Raw genomic sequence first — 17,518 nt, 5'->3', positions numbered from 1 at the left:
CTCAGTCTCCGTCGGCGAAGGAAAAGCCGGAGCTGAGACCGATTGCGCCGCCATACTGGTCGTTGAGGCGGTAGATCAGGTCTTTGCCGTTCAGCAGCAGGTAATCCACCTTGGCGCGTTGCTGGTCGTCATCAAGGGCCTTTTCCACGTTGGTATCAATCGTTCCGGCAATGCGGATCATCGATTTGGCGATGAAATCGATGGAGTTGACGATGGAGCGCTGGTCGGGTGGCACGAGTTCGACCATATCGGCCGTGTGCAGGAGGGTTTGAACGGCCTTGATGTTTGCGGCAATGCTTTTCCACGTCAGGCCGGACCGCCAGTAGATCGCCGTGCGGGGAAACTTCGCCTTGTCCGGCCCCTTGTAGAACGTCTCTATGCGCTGGTCGCGGATTGCTTCGGCGCCGTGCACGAGAATGCCAAGCAGGGCAACCAGCGCCTCACGCTCATCGCGAAAAACGGGATTATTCGCGCCGGGCTGCGTCCAGTTTTTCTGCGCTCCATCAGGTGCGTTCCAGCTGTCGGAAAGCTCCGCCGCCACATTGGCAACGTTGCCGGCAATCGCCGCGCCATAACGGCAACGGAAATCGCCCTTCTTGTCGAACAGATCACCCGCATCGGTGCCGTAGAGCACGAATTCCAGCGCGCCTAGGCCCTGCGCTGCGACACTCTTGCCCTTCAGGCTCTCGGCGCTGGTGACGCTTTCGTCCTTTTCTGCAAGGTAACGCTGTACCTGTTTCAGGCCAAGACCCTTCTTGTCTGGGTAATAGAGCACACGTTCGAAGCGGTTGTGCTCGATCACCGGACCGACCCGAACGATCTCGATGGTTGACCAACTGGAGACCGTATCGGCAAAGGCCGCTTTGGCCGCCTCATCCGTCGTTTTGGAAGGGGCGGCGCAGAACGCCTTCATGCTGCCTTCCAGCTTCTCTGCCGATTGCCGGAACTGGTCATAGCCGGGACGGATGAAACCGTTCACCGCTTTTTCCATCACGCCCCGTACCTGTACGGCGTCGAGCGGTGGCGGCGGCATCAGCTCCACATCCTGCGCCATTGCGGGCCGCATGCCCAAAAGCAGCAGCACGGAGATGAGACCGGGTATTTTTCGCATGGCATTTTTCATCAAAGGGACTCCAGAAAAGCCAGCAAAGCCTGCCGGTCGGATTTTTGCAAGGCGGCAAAGGCATCGCGCGCTTTTTGCGCTTCGCCGCCGTGCCATAATATCGCTTCTGTCAGGCTGCGCGCCCGCCCGTCATGCAGGTAAAAACCGTTGCCATTCACGCTTCGCGTCAGACCGATACCCCAGAGCGGCTGGGTTCGCCATTCCTGCCCGCTTGCTTCGCCCACCTGCTGGCCGTCGGCAAGCTCCTCTCCCATGTCGTGCAGCAAAAAATCCGAATAGGGCCAGATCAGCTGGAAAGACTGCATGGGGTCGGCAGCGTCACGGCGGGTGACGAATTTCGGTGTATGGCAGGATGTGCAGCCGGATGCGTAAAAAAGCTGCTTTCCCCGCAACACGGTGGGATCACCCACATCGCGGCGCTGCGGCACTGCAAGGTTTTCGGTGTAAAAGGTCACGAGATCGAGAATGGGGTCTGGCGCCTCCACTGGCCCAAGCCGTGGCTGCACGCCGGTCGGCATGGCAAGACAGTCTTTCTGAACGTCGGTGCAATCACCATAGGCGTTTTGTGCATCCGGCGTGGAAATGCCGATATCGTGGGAGAAGGCGCTGGCGCTCTGGTCGCGGACGCTGGCGTTCTGGGCTTTCCAGCCAAATCGGCCGAGCTTCACTTCGCCGGTCCGGTGATCCCGTACAAAAGCAGGGCGCCCGGAAATGCCGTCGCCATTTTTGTCATCCGGATCGGCGCCGGCCAGAATATCGGCATCGGCAATGGCCTCGATCAGCCCAAGCCCAAGGGTTGGCATTGCAATCCGCGCCGACAAAGTCGTATCGACGCCCAGGGGGCCATAGTGCAGGCCTGCCACGGCATAGTCTGGCTTGCGCAGCATCACCACCTCGCCGTCGGCCAGCCGCACGGGCTTTTCGATATAGGTGATGACAGGTTTGCCCTCTGCGGCGAGGCCGGGAATGGCAACGTTCTGAAGCTGCCGGCCATAGGTCTCGTCGGGAAAATTCAACACCTCGTGGCGCGCAATCGCTGCCCGTTCCGCCTCGTTGCGGGCAGGCCGGGCCAGCCGCAGAAACAGGGAGACGGCATCTTCGCCGGCAAGTGGCGGTCGGCCTCTGCCGTCCTTCACATGGCAGGCCTGGCAGGATCGGGCGTTATAGAGCGGCCCCAACCCGTCCGAGGCTTGCGTGGAGGAGGGGGAAGACACCCAGAGCTTCTGGAACAGCGCATTGCCGAGCTTGAAATCCTGTTTTCTCTCAAACGGCATTGTTGCGGATGGATGCGAAAACGCGCCGCTATCGGCTTTATGGGTGCTGGTCGTTGCCCCGCCGGACATGGCCTCGAAGGGCTCCGGCATGGTAAAATCCATCGTCGGCGCGGTGACAGCCTGAACGCGGCTTTGGTCTTTTTCCGTCAGATCGTCACGAAGCGGTGCGGCAAGCACCATCGATGCCACAAGGCAGGCTGCCCCGGCGAAGAAGAACGGCTTGCGGATCCGCGGCAGCGATGAGTTCATGGAAAGCATGGGAATGGCGGGCCGCAGCGATCTGCGGCCCGCATTGGCTCTTATTTGAAGACGGCGTTCGGATTATCGAGGCTGGCGGAACCTTCAAGTTCGATCTTGCCGAGATCGAGTGCCGCAATCACGCGTTCGACGGTTTTCGTCTGGTCGAGAAGGCCGTCGATGGCCGCCTGAACCACGGCGTTGCCTTCCTTGTTGCCTTCGCCGATCATCTGGTCGTAGGCCTCGACCGTCTGGGCACGCTTTTCCATGGCATGCATGGCGTCGAGCGTCTTGTTCAGCTTCGCCGTCATCTCGTCGTTCAGCGCCTTGTCCTTGGCGCCGACCAGCTCCGACAGCGAGGCGCCGGTCATCTTCGTTCCATCCACACGGGTATATTCGCCGGTATAGGCAGATGCGATGCCGATGGCGTCGTTAAGATGCGAATTATAGGTATTGTCGGAGAAGCAATCATGCTCCTCTTCCGGATCGTGCAGCAGAAGGCCGAGCTTCATGCGCTCCCCTGCCAGCTCGCCATAGGAAAGAGAGCCCATGCCGGTGAGAATGGCGGTCAGGCCGGCTTTCGGGTCGGCTTCCACTGTCTTGGTGGCTTCGCCTTCCGGCGCCCAGGCGTCCACCATTTCCTGAAGATCCTTGATCAGCAGGGTGGAGGCGGACTTCAGGTAATCGGCGCGGCGGTCGCAATTGCCGTTCGTGCAATTCTTCTTGTCGTAGTCGGTATAGGGGCGGTTGCCCGCACCCGGTCCGGTGCCGTTCAGGTCCTGGCCCCAGAGCAGGAATTCGATGGCGTGGTAACCGGTCGTCACATTGGCTTCGACATCGCCCGCCTCGTGCAGGCTTTCGATCAGTTCGGGGGTGATCTTCGAGGTATCGACATCTTCGCCGCTGATCTTGATTTTCGGATTGGCGATGATGTTTGCGACGTAAAGCTCGTTCTCGTCGCTCTCGGTGCCGTAGGAACCGTCGACATAGTCGATCAGGCCTTCATCCAGCGGCCAGGCGTTTACCTTGCCTTCCCAGGCGTCGACCACAGGGTTGCCGAAACGATAGACTTCCGATTGCTGGTATGGAACGCGCGCCTTGATCCACGCTTCACGTGCAGCTTTCAGCGTTCCTTCGCTCGGTGTTGCGATCAGCGCGTCGATTGCCTTGTCCAGCGCCTTCGCCGTGGTCAGCGAATCCTCGTATTTCGCATGCGCGACGTCGGCGTAATGCTTGACGACAGCGGCGGCGTCAGTCGCAGCGCTGGCGGGAAGCGCGGTGAAGGTCGCGGATGCGGCCAGAAGCGCGAAAGACGCGCTGAGAATGGTTTTGCGGATCATGATCCCTCTCCTTGGGCAGGCGTGAAATAACCTCACGCTGCGGCAAGCGAGTTCTGACCCAATCGCAAACTTGTGTCAAATATTCTAGTTTAGAATGCTTTGAAACAAGCTACTCGATATTTTTCGAAGTAAAATCAGCGCGTGCAAAACCTGTTTCACGCTTTGCGTTTCATTACGCAGAAGAAGAAACCATCCGTATCTGTAGTTGCAGGCGTCAGCGTCACTGTCTTGCCGTCAGAGGAATGCGGTTTGTTTGCATTGCCGCCAAAAGTCGTCTGCCAGCGATCCAGTGCCGAACCGATATAGAATTGCGGATTTTCTTCGCAGAAGCGCGTGACCTGCTGCTCGTTTTCCTCGGGCAGGACCGAGCAGGTGACATAAAGCAGCTCGCCGCCGGGGCGCACAAAACCCTTGGCCTGCGAAAGGGCCTCGCCCTGCTGCTGTACCCGTTCTTCCAGATTGCGTGTCGTCAGCCGCCATTTGGTGTCAGGCCGCCGGCGCCATGTTCCCGTGCCAGTGCAGGGGGCGTCCACCAGAACGCGATCGAATTTTTCGTGAAACGGGACAAGTCCGGCTGCGCGGTCGTGAACCTGCACATTGCGCGTGCCGGCTCGTTTCAGCCGCTCGATAATCGGCGCGAGCCGCTTGCGATCCGCGTCGAAGGCGTGAACCTGACCCTTGTTGTTCATGCTGGCGGCCATGGCCAGCGTCTTGCCGCCGCCACCGGCGCAATAATCGAGGATCTGTTCGCCTTCATACGCGCCGGCAAGATCGGCAACGATCTGCGATCCCTCGTCCTGAACTTCGAACCAGCCTTTCTGGAAGGACAGTTCGGCGGTCACATTCGGCAGGCGGGAAGGGCCTTCGCCGGCGGGGATGCGGACACCCTGACGGGCTATATGCGTTGCTTCCGCACCGCTCTCTTCCAGCGCCTTCAGCACCTTGTCGCGAGTGGCCTTCAGCGTGTTGGCCCGCAGATCAAGTGTCGGGCGCTGGTTCAGCGCCTGCGCCTCGGCAAGCCAGCTGGCTCCAAACGCCGTCTCGAAGGATGCTTGAACCCATTCGGGAATGTCGCCCTGAATATGGGCTGGTGCATCGGCGAGAGAACGGGAGAGAAAGGCTTTCTGCTTTTCTTCATCAGGCGCGGCAGGGGCAAATTTGTCGCCGTCGAATTCCGCCGCAAGTTCCGAAAAGCTCTTGCCCCATTGTCGCAGAAGAACTGCATAACCAAGCGAGGCGGCGCTGTCGTCATCCATCAGCCAGGCGTGTGACAGTTTCATGCGCAGCGCGTCATAGACGATGTTGCCGATCGCGGCCCTGTCACCCGAACCTGCGAAACGATGGGCAAGTCCCCAGTCCTTCAGAGCATCGGCAACGGGACGCCTGCGTCCCTCAATATCCGCCAATACTTCGATTGCTCCGGCCAAACGCCCGCCCAAACGCATTGTCTACCTCATTTTGCTGATTAGCCCGGTTGGTAGACGCGAATGGCGGCAAGGGCAAGGCTCAATCGGCGCTGACGACCTCGTAGCAGACCTTGGCGGTGCCGGAACTGATCATGCCGATGTTTTTGGCAGCGGCCTTGGAAAGATCGAGAACGCGACCCTTGATGAACGGACCGCGGTCATTGATGCGCACCACAACGGCCTTGCCGTTACGGGCATTGGTAACCTTGACCTTGGTGCCGAACCGCAGCGAGCGGTGAGCGGCGGTCATGTTGGCGGCGTTCATACGCTCGCCCGAAGCAGTCTTGGAGCTCAACGCATACCACGATGCCCCTCCACAACCATTTGCCGCATTCGCCTGAAGAGGCGCAATGATGGAACAGGCGGCTATAGTTGCGACGGTGAAAGTTATACGACGGATATTCAACAAACTGTGCTTCCCTGAAAATCGGCCCCGCGCCGATTGATTGTGCCCTTGCTAAACGGCCATTGTCTGGCCTGAACGCGTTTGAATGCGAGATTGTAGGGCGAGGGAAAAATGGCGAAAAAAAGCTGATCTCAAATCACGAAGTGTTACAGGCTGTAACATTCGTGATCGTTAGCCGGAAAGGTGTCGTCGGTGCCTTATTGTTGAAAAGTGGAAAAAATGACGCAGAATCAATGCTCAATGGAAATGCTGTTACAAGTCACGCCTTCGTGAATCCAGTTCACGAAATGTGAGTGAAATATTTTTCTAATGGCTATGATTTTAGCGATTTTTGCATGGTTAATAAAAGCCTAATTGACTGAAAAACCACCAAAACCATCCTCAAAAACGGGTTTGGAAGGATTTTTCATCGCTTTTAAATGGGGGATTTTTAGCCCCGCCAGAGGCCGCTTTCCCACAATTGTGTCAGGGAGATTTTGTACTCCGGGAAGCTGAAATCGAAACCGAGGCCACGTATCCTGGCGTTGGAAACGCGCTTGTTCTCGCCGTAGAAGGAGCGTGCCATCGGCGTCAGATCGGCGGTCTCGAATGCCTGTTCGGGAGGCGGCTCAACGCCCATCAACGTGGCGGCGAAGCTCACCACATCCTGCGGCGGGGCGGGTTCATCATCCGTCACATTGAAGAGGCCGCGTTCATTTCTCCGCGCCAGAAAGGCGTGGGCCGCACCAATATCCTCAACCCGGATGCGGTTGAACACCTGGTCTTTCTTCACCAGCCTGCGCGCCGTTCCCTTTTCGAAATTCATGAAACTATTGCGTCCGGGGCCGTAAATTCCCGAAAGGCGCAAGATGGCAAGCGGCACGCCCGCTTTTTCAGCAGCCGCAGCCCACGCGGTTTCGGCAGCAACGCGTTCCACGGACCGGGCGGACACCGGGCGGCACGGGGTTTCCTCATCCACCCATGCGCCGTCATGGTCGCCATAGACGCCAACGGTGGAAAGATAAGCGATCCATTCAAGCTTGGGCAGAAGCCGTTTCAGGTCGTCGCCCAAAAGCGCAAGCAGTGGATCTCCATCCTTGCCCGGCGCGATGGACTGCACGAGATGGGTGACATTGGTCATTGTGGCGATGAGATCGTCATTAAGATGGGCACCGTCGAACAGGAAGGGTGTCATGCCAGTTGCAGCAAGGCTTGCGAACTTGTCCGTGCTGCGCGTGGTGCCCGATATCGTTGCAGCTTCGGTTTTCAGCGCGTTTGCGATGGCCTTGCCCGAATATCCTGCGCCGAAAATCATCACATGCATGGGTCACGCCTCTGCCAGTTGCCATTCCATTTCAGCCTCCGGATCAGGCTCCGGGGCGCGGCCGGCAGAGTATGCACGGAACTCCTCGCTGTCCATAAGCTGCGACAAAGCCCATGCGGCCATGCCGCGCACCTCCGGTGCCGGGTCTTTTTCGGCGAGAGACTTGCATTGCTGCACGAATTGCCGGTCGCGCGAGTTTCCAGCAGCTATCAGAACGTTGCGGATGAAGCGGTTACGCCCGATGCGCTTGACCGGTGAGCCGCTGAAGAAGCTGCGGAAGGCAGCGTCATCCAGCGTCAGCAGGAAGGCGATGGAAGGTTCCTTCAAATCCTCGCGCGCCTGCAGCTTCATCTCGGAGGCGCTGGCCGCGAATTTGTTCCAGGGACAGGCGGCAAGGCAATCGTCGCAGCCATAGATGCGGTTGCCTATCATCGGCCGGAACTCGTGCGGGATGACGCCTTTGTGCTCAATGGTGAGGTAGGAGATGCAGCGGCGGGCGTCCAGCTGGTAGGGGGCGGGGAAGGCGGCCGTCGGACAGGCATCGAGACAGGCGCGACAGGAGCCGCAATGGTCCTTCTCGGCCTCATCAAGAAAAAGCTCGGCGGTGGTGAACATGCTGCCGAGAAACAGCCAGGAACCATGGGTGCGGCTGACCAGATTGGTGTGTTTGCCCTGCCAGCCGAGCCCCGCGGCTGCGGCAAGCGGTTTTTCCATCACCGGCGCAGTGTCAACGAAGACCTTCACGTCCTCGCCGGCGCGCGCGGCAAAACGGGTGGCGATTTCTTTCAGTCGCCCTTTTATGACGTCGTGATAGTCGCGGTTGCGGGCATAGACCGAAATGGCTGCCTTGTCGGATTTCGAAAGAAGGCCGCGAGGATCTTCCTCAGGCCCGTAATTCAGCCCGAACATGACAATGGAGCGCACGTCGCCCCACAGCGTTTTCGGCTCGGCGCGACGGGCCTCGGTCTGCTCCATCCACGCCATGGTGCCATGATAGCCCTTATCCAGAAACTGCCTCAGCCGTCCTGGTGCCAGCGGAATGCTGTCCGGCGCGGTGATACGACAGAGATCGAAGCCGAGCGAAAGCGCCTCCTGACGAACGAAGTCCGTCAGTTTGCGAGCGCGTATCCGCTGCTTGTCGCTGGCAACGTCGATGGTCGTTTCTCCTGCGGGTTACTCTGCGACATATATATGCGTAGCTACACGCCGCAGCAAATAACCGGGAGGCCGGAACTTAGAAATCCAGATCGGCGTAGTGGGAGGAGGGGGCAAGGCGCGGAATGCGCTCGCTGAGGAACGGCCGGAAGGACGGGCGCGATTTCAGCCGCTGATACCACTCCTTGGCAATTGGCGCTTCAAGCCAGTTGATTTCGCCGAGATAATCCAGCACCGAAACAGAAGCAGCCGCGGCCAGATCGGCATAACTCAATCGGTCGCCGGCGAGCCAAGTGCGCGAACCCGCCAGCCATTCCAGATATTTGATGTGCTGACGAACATTGTTACGCGCGGTGCGCAGAAGCTTGGAATCCGGGGGGCCACCACCCTGCGCCGCCGTCATCTGCAATTTATAAACCCGCTCCCGCACCAGCGGTCGGGTCACATCGTTTTCCATCTTCTGCAGGAACCACTCGGTCAAGCGGCGGATTTCCGCCCGCTGAAACGGGTCTTCCGCCAGCAATCGCCGGTCACGCTTCAAAACCCCGTGCGTTTCGTCGAGAAACTCGGCGAGCACGTAGGGACCGCTGAGAGAGCGCATATTGTCATCGAGATAGACCGGCAGGGTGCCCGCCGGATTCAGCGCCAGAAACTCCCGCCTTCTTTCCCACGGCTGCTCCTCCACGAGATCGGTCTGGAACCCGTATTCCGAAAGGATCAGACGAACGAACCGCGATGCGGTCGACATGGGAGAGTGATAGAGAGTTGGCATCGGTACTCAATTTTTACGATTGGTTGTCATGATCGACAATTGCCGGAAAACTTTTTCAGTTTCGCTTCATCAAGACGCTATAAGAGCTTGGCTACTTTAAAACAAGTTTAACGCAATTGCTTTCCATTCCCGCTTCCCCCTGAAAAAAGGATACCTCATGGGTGACCAATCGATCATCAGCGCGCTTTTGCTGGGCATTATCGAGGGTCTTACGGAGTTCATTCCCGTTTCCTCAACGGCGCATGTGCTGCTGGCCGGGCATTTTCTCGGCTTCAAATCGCCGGGCAACACCTTTGCCGTTCTCATTCAGCTCGGCGCGATCATTGCTATCCTTCTTGTTTATTTTCAGAAGCTTGTGTCGATCGCCATGGCGATGCCAACAAGTGCCAAGGCGCGCCGCTTCGTGCTGGCTGTCGCTGTCGCCTTCCTGCCAGCGGCGTTGATCGGCGCTCTGGCGCATGACTTCATCAAGACGGTGCTGTTCGAAACACCCATCCTCATCTGTATCGTACTGGTTATCGGCGGCGTCATATTGCTGGCCGTCGACCGGATGCCGCTGAAGCCCAGATATACCGACATCATGGATTATCCGCCCTCGCTTGCCTTCAAGATCGGTCTGTTCCAGTGCCTTGCGATGGTTCCGGGCACCTCCCGGTCCGGCGCTACCATTGTCGGCGCGCTGTTGATGGGCACGGACAAGCGCTCCGCCGCCGAATTCTCGTTTTTCCTGGCGATGCCGACCATGCTCGGCGCGTTTGTGCTCGATCTCTACAAGAACCGCGATGCGCTGAGCTTCGATGACAGTGCGCTGATTGCCGTGGGCTTCATTGCCGCTTTCGTCTCCGGCCTGTTCGTCGTGCGCTCGCTGCTGGACTTCGTCTCGCGACGCGGTTTTGCACCCTTTGCCTGGTGGCGCATCGTCATCGGCTCGCTGGGTCTGGCGGCACTTCTGCTCTACCGTTGAGCCGAGCTTTAAAGTAGCCGTTCGTTTCCAATGCACGGACAAAATAAAAAAGCGCCCCGGAGAATCCGGAGGCGCTTTTTATTTGAGACTTGTGAAAGCTGATCAGTTCGTGCTGATCGAAGCCGTTGCGCAAGGGTCGACACCGTAGGCGGGAGCGCAACCGCTCTTGCCCGCTGCAACCGTGCCCGGCGCCATGAAAGAACCCGCCAGAACCACCAAAGCCGCACACGCAAAAAAGAGTGCGATAGATCTGCCCATTTTATTATTGCCTTTCAGACGTTCGTTCGCGCGGATTACGCCGCCGTGTGTGAAGTGAGGGTTCTGGATATGTTAGGAATGTGGCCATTATCAATAAAGCGGCTTGCTGAATACCGGGTTAATGCGAAGTCTTTTCCACAGTTGCGCTTGTGCCACGCTTGGCTGTGGAGGCCACTTTGCCGTTAACTTTTACCCGGCTGTTCAAAACAGCTTCAGTCGATGGTGCACCTCCCCTGCAGTTGAGGGGGAAATGCGCCAATAGCGGTTTGGTTGCGATTGAATTGCGCAAAAACAAAAAGCGGGAATGGTTCCCGCTTTCGTTCAGATCGTTAATGCACGACAGTAGGCTTATGCTGCTTTTCCGGCGTTCGAGAACTGTCCGTGCGGGCGATAGTGCACCATGTAGGACGGCAGGACGGAAGCAACGCGAACGGGCGTAATGCCGATGCCTTCCAGGGTCAGGCCGTTCTTTTCCGCGTCAGCGGAAACGACATTATCCTTTTTCAGCATGGTCACCTGATCGACAGTCAGCGGCGGCGTAATCAGCGGCACCAGCGAAGCGATTTTGCCGATCATTGAGGCGACGCCGAAAGGCAGGTTGACGAAAGGACGCTGACGGTAGGTTGCGGCAAGAACCGCCTCAAGACAGTCGCGGAACGTCATGACGTCCTGGCCACCCAGTTCATAGATGGCGCCGGGCTTCAGCTTGCCATCCACGCTGCGGGCAACGGCCTCCGCTACATCTTCGACATAGACCGGCTGGAACTTGGTTTTTCCGCCGCCGATCAGCGGCAGGAACGGCAGGCTGCGGGCCATCTTGGCGAATTTATTGAAGAAGTCGTCTTCCGGTCCAAAGATGATCGAAGGACGCAGGATCACGGCGCCGGGCAGAACGGAATGGATTGCTGCCTCGGCGCGGCCCTTTGTGCGGCCGTAGCCGGTCGACGAATTGGCATCGGCACCGATGGCGGAGATGTGCGTCAGCGTTGCACCGGCGTTGCGGGCTGCTTCAGCAATGGCTTTCGCGCCGAATTCCTGCACGGCGTCAAAGGTGTTGCGGCCGCTTTCGGCCAGAATGCCAACGCAATTGACCACGTGGTCGGCGTCTTCGATGGCTTTGACGATGGAGTCGCGATACCGCAGGTTCGCCTGGGCAAACGAGATCTGGCCGACATTGCCGAGCGGCTGCAGGAAACCAGCAAGATCGGGACGGCGCACGGCAACGCGGATGCGGTAACCGCGCTTGGCGAGCATCCGCACGACATGCCGCCCGACGAAACCCGAACCGCCGAAAACGGTGACGAGGGGTGGAAGGTTGGCCAAGGTCATGGGAGGCTCCTCAGAAGCTGTCGATAAAGCGTTTTTCAGTCTCTTAGCCCAAAGCCGTGCGCGCGTGAAGAGACGTTGTCACAAGGCCCGGGACTAGTTTTGGAAATGCGGTTGACGACCGTCAAATTCCTTCGACGATCATCATCTCCGCGTCGGCGACTTCCTGGCGGATTTTGGCCGCCGCCTGGTATTCGGGCGAGTTGTAGCAATCGATCGCGTGCTGCACAGAGGGGAATTCGATGATGACGTTGCGTGCGCGTGCCTTGCCCTCAAGTTCGGTCAACGCACCGCCGCGGGCGAGAAAGTTGGCGCCGAACCGCTCGAAAGCGGGCTTCGCAGTCGAAACGTAGTCCTTGTAGCGTTCGTTGTCGCGTACATCGACACGCGCGATCCAGTAACCCTTTGCCATTTCGTCTCCTCCGATGGTCCTTATTGATTTGCCGGAAAGCTGGCGCGCAGCATGTCGTCAAGAATGGCGCGGGCTGCTGCTTTCGGATCTTCTGCTCTGACGATGGGGCGGCCGACAACCAGATGGCTCGAACCGGCTTTGATGGCGTCAAAAGGCGTCATCACGCGCTTCTGGTCTCCAGCCTCGGCACCGGCCGGGCGAATACCAGGGGTGACGACGGCAAGGTCGGGGCCCAAGATTTCACGCACCGCCGTCGATTCCTCTGCCGAACAGACGATGCCGCCCATGCCCGCCTCGCGCGCCTGTTCCGCACGGCGCAGCACCAGCGAACGGGCATCCGATGCATAGCCGGCTTCCGCAAGATCGGCATCATCCATCGAGGTTAGCACGGTGACACCAAGCAAGCAGAGGCCAGAGCCTTCGGCTGCCTTGACTGCGGCGCGCATGGCTTTTGGGTAAGCATGCAGGGTCAGCATCGACATGCCCATGCGGGCGATGTTTTCGACACCAGAGGCGACGGTGTTGTCGATGTCGAGCAGTTTCATGTCGAGAAAGACTTTCTTGCCGCTCTGGGCAAGGTCGCGGGCGAATTCGAGACCACCGGCAAATACCAGCTGATAGCCGATCTTGTAGAACAGAACCTCATCGCCGATCTTCGACACGATGTCTTCAGCTTGTTGCACAGTCGGAACATCGAGCCCGACGATCAGTTTTTCGCGCGCGGTCATTGTCTTATCCCTGCCATGTTTCCATTGCCGTCCAGTCGCATGTGGGGCGCTGAGCTGCAAGTGAAAATTCGGCGATTGGGAACCGGAAAAGATTGCCGCCGCCGGGTGGCTGGTCCTTGCTGCGACTGATGCCGACGCCTTCGATATGGCATTTCAAAAGCGTGCCGACGCCGCCATGGCCGACAAAGGCAATCGGCTGTTGCGGGTCGTGCCGGTCTAGAACGGCCCTGACGGCGTTAACAATTCGCGCCTGCGCATCGATTGCCCGTTCCCAGCCGTGAAAGCTTTCTCGCGGATGGGCAAAAAACCAGTCGGCAGCCTTTTCGAATTCCGGCGGCGTCAGGAAGCCTGTGGCCGACCGGTCGTTCTCATGCATCGCCTCGATGATCTCAATATCCGCGCCGGATGTTTCAGCAAGGATTCGGGCGGTTTCGATGGCTTTGGTTTCCGCGCTCGACACGATCCGGCGCAATGCGCGTGCCCATGGCAGACGGCTTGTCTCAAACGCCCGCTGTGCACCCAAGTCCGAAAGTCCCCATTCCGGAACCGGAACCGCCGGATCGATCCGGACCTGGGGATGGGTAATGTAAAGGGCATGCATAGGAGCGGTCCTCAATGGCGATGGAAGGGCAAATCAGGACCCTAACCATCTGTCACGACCGGGAAATGACGGCCTTTGCCCACTCTGCCGTGTGATCAGGCCCGGGTATAGGTCCACAATTGCGCCGGAGGAATGTTGCGCACGATGAAATCGAAATGGCGGATGTGGTAGAGATGCGGCTGCGCAACGATCGGGGAAATCGGACCGTAGGATATCTGTATGACGGGGCGACCGTGCGGCACGCGTTTCAGCAATTCGTCGAGAAGCTTGATGCGGGCGGCCATCGGAAAATTCAGCATCGGTACGGCGGAAATGACGCTGTCGAACATCTGGCCCTGGTGCTCGCCAAGTGTCGCATTCAGATCGAAGGCATCGCCATTGATGAAGTTGACGCCTGGATAGCTTCTGAGAAGCTGATTGTAGAAATCGGTCGAATATTCGATGGCCGTCAGGCGCTCCGGCTTGATGCCGCGTGCCAGAATGGCCTTGGTGATGACACCGGTGCCGGGGCCGAGTTCGAGAACGGGCAGGTCGGAATGCGGGTCGATGACACTCGCCATTTTTCTTGCCGTGATGGAGGATGTCGGAACGATGGCTCCGACCTTTTTCGGCTGGCTGACCATGCCTTTGAAAAAGCGGATTTCTTCCTCAAATTTTCTTTCAAAGCGTTGCTTCAGGTTGAGTGCCATAATTCCCCTCGGATGTATTTTGGTCATTGTCAAAAAAATGTTACGCACTGTTGATCTCATTTGGCGCTAAAACAAGGCAAAATGTCGTAATTGGAAAAATTCGTTTAGCGTTAGAAATCTGTCTGCGCCGAATCAAAAAACGCCGGTGGAGCGATCCACCGGCGTTTTTTGATTGATTTGAAGAAAAAAAGTCCACTTTAAACGCGCATCGGCATCAGAACATAAAGCGCATCGTCGCCGGCGGTGTCGCGAACGAGCGTTGGCGAGCCCGCATCCGCCAGAAGGAAAATCGCGTCTTCACCGGAAAGCTGCGAGGTGATGTCGAGGAGATATTTGGCATTGAAGCCGATTTCCATCGAATCATTGTCGTAACCGACAGCCACTTCTTCCGTCGCACTGCCGGAATCCGGATTGTTGACGGTCAGCGTCAGCTGGCCGTTGGTCAACGCCAGCTTCACGGCGCGGCCACGCTCGGAAGAGATGGTCGACACGCGATCGACCGCACGGGCGAAGGTCTGGCAATCGACGCGCATTTCCTTGTCGTTGCCGGTGGGGATGACGCGCTGGTAATCCGGGAAGGTGCCGTCTATCAGCTTCGAGGTCAAAACGACCGAGCCGATGGTCAGGCGGATTTTCGCGTCCGATACCTCGACAGTGACATCAAGTTCGGGATTATCCATCAGCTTCTGCAATTCGCCGACGGTCTTGCGCGGAATGATGATGCCCGGCATACCTTCGGAGCCGGAAGGCGCATCCACATCGGCGCGCGCAAGGCGGTGACCGTCCGTCGCGACTGCGCGCAGCTTGAGGTCGCCGTTGCTTTCGATGGTGTGGAAGAAGATGCCGTTCAGATAATAGCGTGTCTCTTCGGTCGAAATCGCAAATTGCGTCCGGTCGATCAGCATCTTCAGGTCGGTCGCCTTCAGTTTGAAGGTGTGGCTGAAGGTACCGGCGGTCAGATCCGGGAAATCGGTTTCCGGAAGGCATTGCAGCGAGAATTTCGAACGGCCGGAAGCAACCGTCATTGTGGAGCCATCCGGATTAGTGGCCAGAAGCACTTCGGAACCATCCGGCAGCTTGCGCACGATTTCATAAAGCAGATGCGCCGGCACGGTGGTCGCGCCCGCCTGCTCCACCATGGCCGGCGTCGCTTCGGTGATTTCGAGGTCGAGGTCGGTCGCCTTCATATCCAGATTGGCGCCGGATGCGCGCAGCAGAACGTTGGACAGGATCGGGATCGTGTTACGACGCTCGACGACCCTGTGGACGTGGTTCAGCGATTTAAGAAGGTTCGACCGCTCAAGAGTAATACGCATGGACGCTACCGCTTTCAACCGTTGCGACCCGGCCACCGCCGGATCGGTAAGAAGAGTCTTGACCGGCCGGAACGCCGGATAATGTGGACGGGCAAAATGGCAGAGTTATTGCAGAAAATGCAAGAGCCGAGTGCATCTGCCGCCGGTCATTTTGCTGCTATACAGCATGATCCACAGCCTGTGACCGCCCGTGGACCTTGTTCGCCGGTTTTCTATTGCCCATAAAGGGGTAAAACTGGAGCGACCGGCCGGGAATGATCGGCCAGAATGATTGGAAGCCGTGTGACGGAAGAAATATCGAACAGCGACGCCGGACAGGCGACCAAGAGCTTCAGGATCGGCACGGCCACTATTCCGGCGCGGCCGTTGGAGCCGGCGCTCTATCTCGTGGCCACCCCCATCGGCAATCTCGGAGACATCACCATCCGGGCGCTGGAAACGCTGGCGTCTGCCGATGTTCTCGCGTGCGAGGATACCCGCGTCACCCGCATTTTGCTCGAGCGTTACGGTATCCGCACACGTCCGCTCTCCTATCACGAGCATAATGCGCAGGAAGCGGGACCAAAACTCATCGCCGCTTTGGAGGCCGGAAAATCCGTGGCGCTGGTGTCGGATGCCGGAACGCCACTCGTCTCCGATCCCGGTTATCGCCTTGGTCAGCTCGCTTTGGAGGCCGGTCATCGCGTCGTGCCGGTGCCGGGAGCATCTGCGCCGCTTGCTGCGCTTGTTGGTTCTGGCATGCCGAGTGACGCCTTTCTGTTCGCGGGCTTTCTGCCCGTAAAGGATCGCGGCAAGCGCGACCGTTTTGCCGAACTTGCGAAAATTCCGGCCACCCTCATGTTTTTTGAATCGCCACGCCGCATTGGCACCTCCGTAAAGGTGGCATCGGAAGTCCTTGGCCGCGATCGCCGCGCTGTTGTGTGCCGCGAGCTGACCAAGACTTTCGAGGAGTTCCGGCGCGGCACGCTGGGCGAGCTTGCGGAATATTACGACGAGGACCGTGTGGTGAAGGGCGAGATCGTGCTCCTGATAGAGCCGCCCTCCTTTGACGAAATTCCCGATATCGAGGATGTCGAGAGACTCCTGAAGGATCTCGTCACAACCATGCCTGCCGCAAGGGCCGCAGCCGAGGCGGCAAAGCTGACGGGCCTGCCGCGCAAGGAGCTTTATCAACGGCTGCTGGATATGAAGGATGCGGATGGCCGCTGACGGGCAAACGAACAAGAGACGAAAGGCCGAGCGACGCGGTCACGCTGCGGAATACTGGGCAGCACTCTATCTGCTGTTTCGGGGATACCGCATCCTCGCCATTCGTTATCGAACCCGGCTGGGAGAAATCGATCTCATTGCCCGCAAAAAGGATGTCGTCGCCATCGTCGAGGTCAAGGCGCGGCCTTCCGGTGCCGGGGCTGTCGATGCGGTCGGCTTCCGTTCGCAACAGCGCATTCGAGCCGCTGCCGATATTTGGCTCTCCCGCCGCAAGGATGCCGCGCGGTTTTCGTTGCGTTTCGATATCGTCGCAGTCCTGCCACGACGCCTGCCGCAGCATTTCATCGACGCATTTTGAGGGGGGGCAATGTCCACTGAGCGGGAAAAAATGGCTGCGGGCGAATGGTACTGTTGCATGGATGCCGAACTGGATGTGCTGCGCGCCCGCGCCCGCCGTGCCGTTCACCAGCACAACACCGCGCCGCCGGATGAGCGCAAGGCCATGTCGCCTTTGCTGCGGGCGCTCTTTGCCTCCGTTGCGGAAGGAGCCTTTATCGAAGCACCGTTTCATTGCGCTTACGGCTTCAACATTGCGTTGGGTGCGAACGTCTATCTCAATACCGGCTGCGTCATTCTTGATTCTGCGCCCGTGCGGATTGGCGATGGCGCGATGTTGGGGCCGGCCGTGCAGATCTATTGCGCCGAACATCACCTGGACCCGGTTGCGCGTTCGCAAGGCATTGAAATCGCAAAGCCGGTCACGATCGGTCGCGATGTCTGGATCGGCGGCGGCGCGATCCTTCTGGCCGGCATCACGATTGGCGATGGCGCGATCGTCGGGGCCGGTTCGGTGGTGACGCGGGATGTCTTGGCCGGGACGACGGTGGTCGGAAATCCGGCTCGCCCGATAAAGCGCAAGGACGCTTGAGACATCTGTTT

The 17,518-nt window shown here is 58.6% G+C and carries 18 protein-coding genes; 4 read left to right on the top strand and 14 right to left on the bottom strand.

From position 1 onward, the window contains the following. Window position 1: 1 nt before the first annotated feature. The 8 genes from T18_RS07765 to T18_RS07730 all read right to left on the bottom strand — a co-directional run bounded on the left by T18_RS07765 (window position 2) and on the right by T18_RS07730 (window position 9,076). Complete coding sequence (locus T18_RS07765; RefSeq protein WP_038489582.1) at window positions 2-1,123, bottom strand: imelysin family protein; 1,122 nt, start codon at window positions 1,121-1,123, stop codon at window positions 2-4. After that, entirely contained in the window at window positions 1,123-2,655 is a 1,533-nt protein-coding gene (locus T18_RS07760; protein WP_038489585.1) for a di-heme oxidoredictase family protein, read from the bottom strand. The genes T18_RS07765 and T18_RS07760 overlap by 1 nt, the downstream gene beginning before the upstream one ends. A gap of 41 nt (window positions 2,656-2,696) precedes the next feature. Next, the gene (locus T18_RS07755; protein WP_025592217.1) at window positions 2,697-3,974 is read right to left on the bottom strand and encodes an imelysin family protein; all 1,278 of its coding nucleotides are present in this window, start codon (window positions 3,972-3,974) and stop codon (window positions 2,697-2,699) included. Between the two features lie 155 nt (window positions 3,975-4,129). Further along, window positions 4,130-5,419, bottom strand: coding sequence for an RsmB/NOP family class I SAM-dependent RNA methyltransferase (locus T18_RS07750; RefSeq protein ID WP_038489591.1), 1,290 nt, complete (start codon window positions 5,417-5,419; stop codon window positions 4,130-4,132). Window positions 5,420-5,480: 61 nt separating this feature from the next. Further along, a complete protein-coding gene (locus T18_RS07745) occupies window positions 5,481-5,849 on the bottom strand; it encodes a septal ring lytic transglycosylase RlpA family protein (RefSeq protein ID WP_013635343.1) in 369 nt (122 codons plus the stop codon). A gap of 427 nt (window positions 5,850-6,276) precedes the next feature. After that, on the bottom strand, window positions 6,277-7,149 hold the full coding sequence (locus T18_RS07740; RefSeq protein WP_038489593.1) for an SDR family oxidoreductase: 873 nt from the start codon (window positions 7,147-7,149) through the stop codon (window positions 6,277-6,279). 3 nt (window positions 7,150-7,152) lie between these two features. Next, a complete protein-coding gene (queG, locus tag T18_RS07735; RefSeq protein WP_075807508.1) occupies window positions 7,153-8,304 on the bottom strand; it encodes a tRNA epoxyqueuosine(34) reductase QueG in 1,152 nt (383 codons plus the stop codon). A gap of 79 nt (window positions 8,305-8,383) precedes the next feature. After that, a complete protein-coding gene (locus tag T18_RS07730) occupies window positions 8,384-9,076 on the bottom strand; it encodes a glutathione S-transferase family protein (RefSeq protein WP_003514689.1) in 693 nt (230 codons plus the stop codon). 157 nt (window positions 9,077-9,233) lie between these two features. Here T18_RS07730 and T18_RS07725 point away from each other — a divergent pair, with 157 nt between their 5' ends. Continuing rightward, a complete protein-coding gene (locus T18_RS07725) occupies window positions 9,234-10,040 on the top strand; it encodes an undecaprenyl-diphosphate phosphatase (protein ID WP_038489598.1) in 807 nt (268 codons plus the stop codon). A gap of 606 nt (window positions 10,041-10,646) precedes the next feature. On the opposite strand, the gene T18_RS07720 is transcribed toward T18_RS07725, so the two are convergent. The 6 genes from T18_RS07720 to dnaN all read right to left on the bottom strand — a co-directional run bounded on the left by T18_RS07720 (window position 10,647) and on the right by dnaN (window position 15,370). Beyond that, window positions 10,647-11,627 (bottom strand): complex I NDUFA9 subunit family protein, encoded by a 981-nt coding sequence (locus T18_RS07720; protein WP_003514695.1) that lies wholly within the window; start codon window positions 11,625-11,627, stop codon window positions 10,647-10,649. Between the two features lie 121 nt (window positions 11,628-11,748). Next, a complete protein-coding gene (locus tag T18_RS07715; protein ID WP_003514697.1) occupies window positions 11,749-12,036 on the bottom strand; it encodes a DUF1330 domain-containing protein in 288 nt (95 codons plus the stop codon). Window positions 12,037-12,056: 20 nt separating this feature from the next. Next, complete coding sequence (gene pyrF, locus T18_RS07710) at window positions 12,057-12,764, bottom strand: orotidine-5'-phosphate decarboxylase (RefSeq protein WP_038489600.1); 708 nt, start codon at window positions 12,762-12,764, stop codon at window positions 12,057-12,059. A gap of 4 nt (window positions 12,765-12,768) precedes the next feature. Continuing rightward, window positions 12,769-13,365 carry a histidine phosphatase family protein gene (locus tag T18_RS07705; RefSeq protein ID WP_038489603.1) on the bottom strand — a complete coding sequence of 199 codons (597 nt, stop codon included), beginning with the start codon at window positions 13,363-13,365 and terminating at the stop codon, window positions 12,769-12,771. 95 nt (window positions 13,366-13,460) lie between these two features. Beyond that, a complete protein-coding gene (pmtA, locus tag T18_RS07700) occupies window positions 13,461-14,054 on the bottom strand; it encodes a phospholipid N-methyltransferase PmtA (protein WP_003514702.1) in 594 nt (197 codons plus the stop codon). Between the two features lie 197 nt (window positions 14,055-14,251). After that, window positions 14,252-15,370, bottom strand: a complete 1,119-nt coding sequence (gene dnaN / locus T18_RS07695; RefSeq protein ID WP_003514704.1) for a DNA polymerase III subunit beta — start codon at window positions 15,368-15,370, stop codon at window positions 14,252-14,254. A gap of 267 nt (window positions 15,371-15,637) precedes the next feature. On the opposite strand from dnaN, the gene rsmI reads away from it, so the two are divergent. Genes rsmI through T18_RS07680 form a run of 3 tightly spaced genes read left to right on the top strand, consistent with a single transcriptional unit; the run spans window position 15,638 to window position 17,507 of the window. After that, a complete protein-coding gene (gene rsmI, locus T18_RS07690) occupies window positions 15,638-16,579 on the top strand; it encodes a 16S rRNA (cytidine(1402)-2'-O)-methyltransferase (RefSeq protein ID WP_038489605.1) in 942 nt (313 codons plus the stop codon). Then, complete coding sequence (locus T18_RS07685) at window positions 16,569-16,937, top strand: YraN family protein (RefSeq protein ID WP_003514708.1); 369 nt, start codon at window positions 16,569-16,571, stop codon at window positions 16,935-16,937. Before rsmI ends, T18_RS07685 begins: the two co-directional genes overlap by 11 nt. 9 nt (window positions 16,938-16,946) lie before the next feature. Further along, window positions 16,947-17,507, top strand: coding sequence for a sugar O-acetyltransferase (locus T18_RS07680; protein WP_038489608.1), 561 nt, complete (start codon window positions 16,947-16,949; stop codon window positions 17,505-17,507). Window positions 17,508-17,518 lie beyond the last annotated feature (11 nt).

Origin of the sequence: Rhizobium sp. TBD182, from assembly GCF_001950375.1 — a bacterium.
In the GTDB taxonomy this organism is placed as follows: domain Bacteria; phylum Pseudomonadota; class Alphaproteobacteria; order Rhizobiales; family Rhizobiaceae; genus Agrobacterium; species Agrobacterium tumefaciens.
Note: the sequence above shows the minus strand (reverse complement) of the source record. Positions and strands in the feature narration are given on the sequence as shown.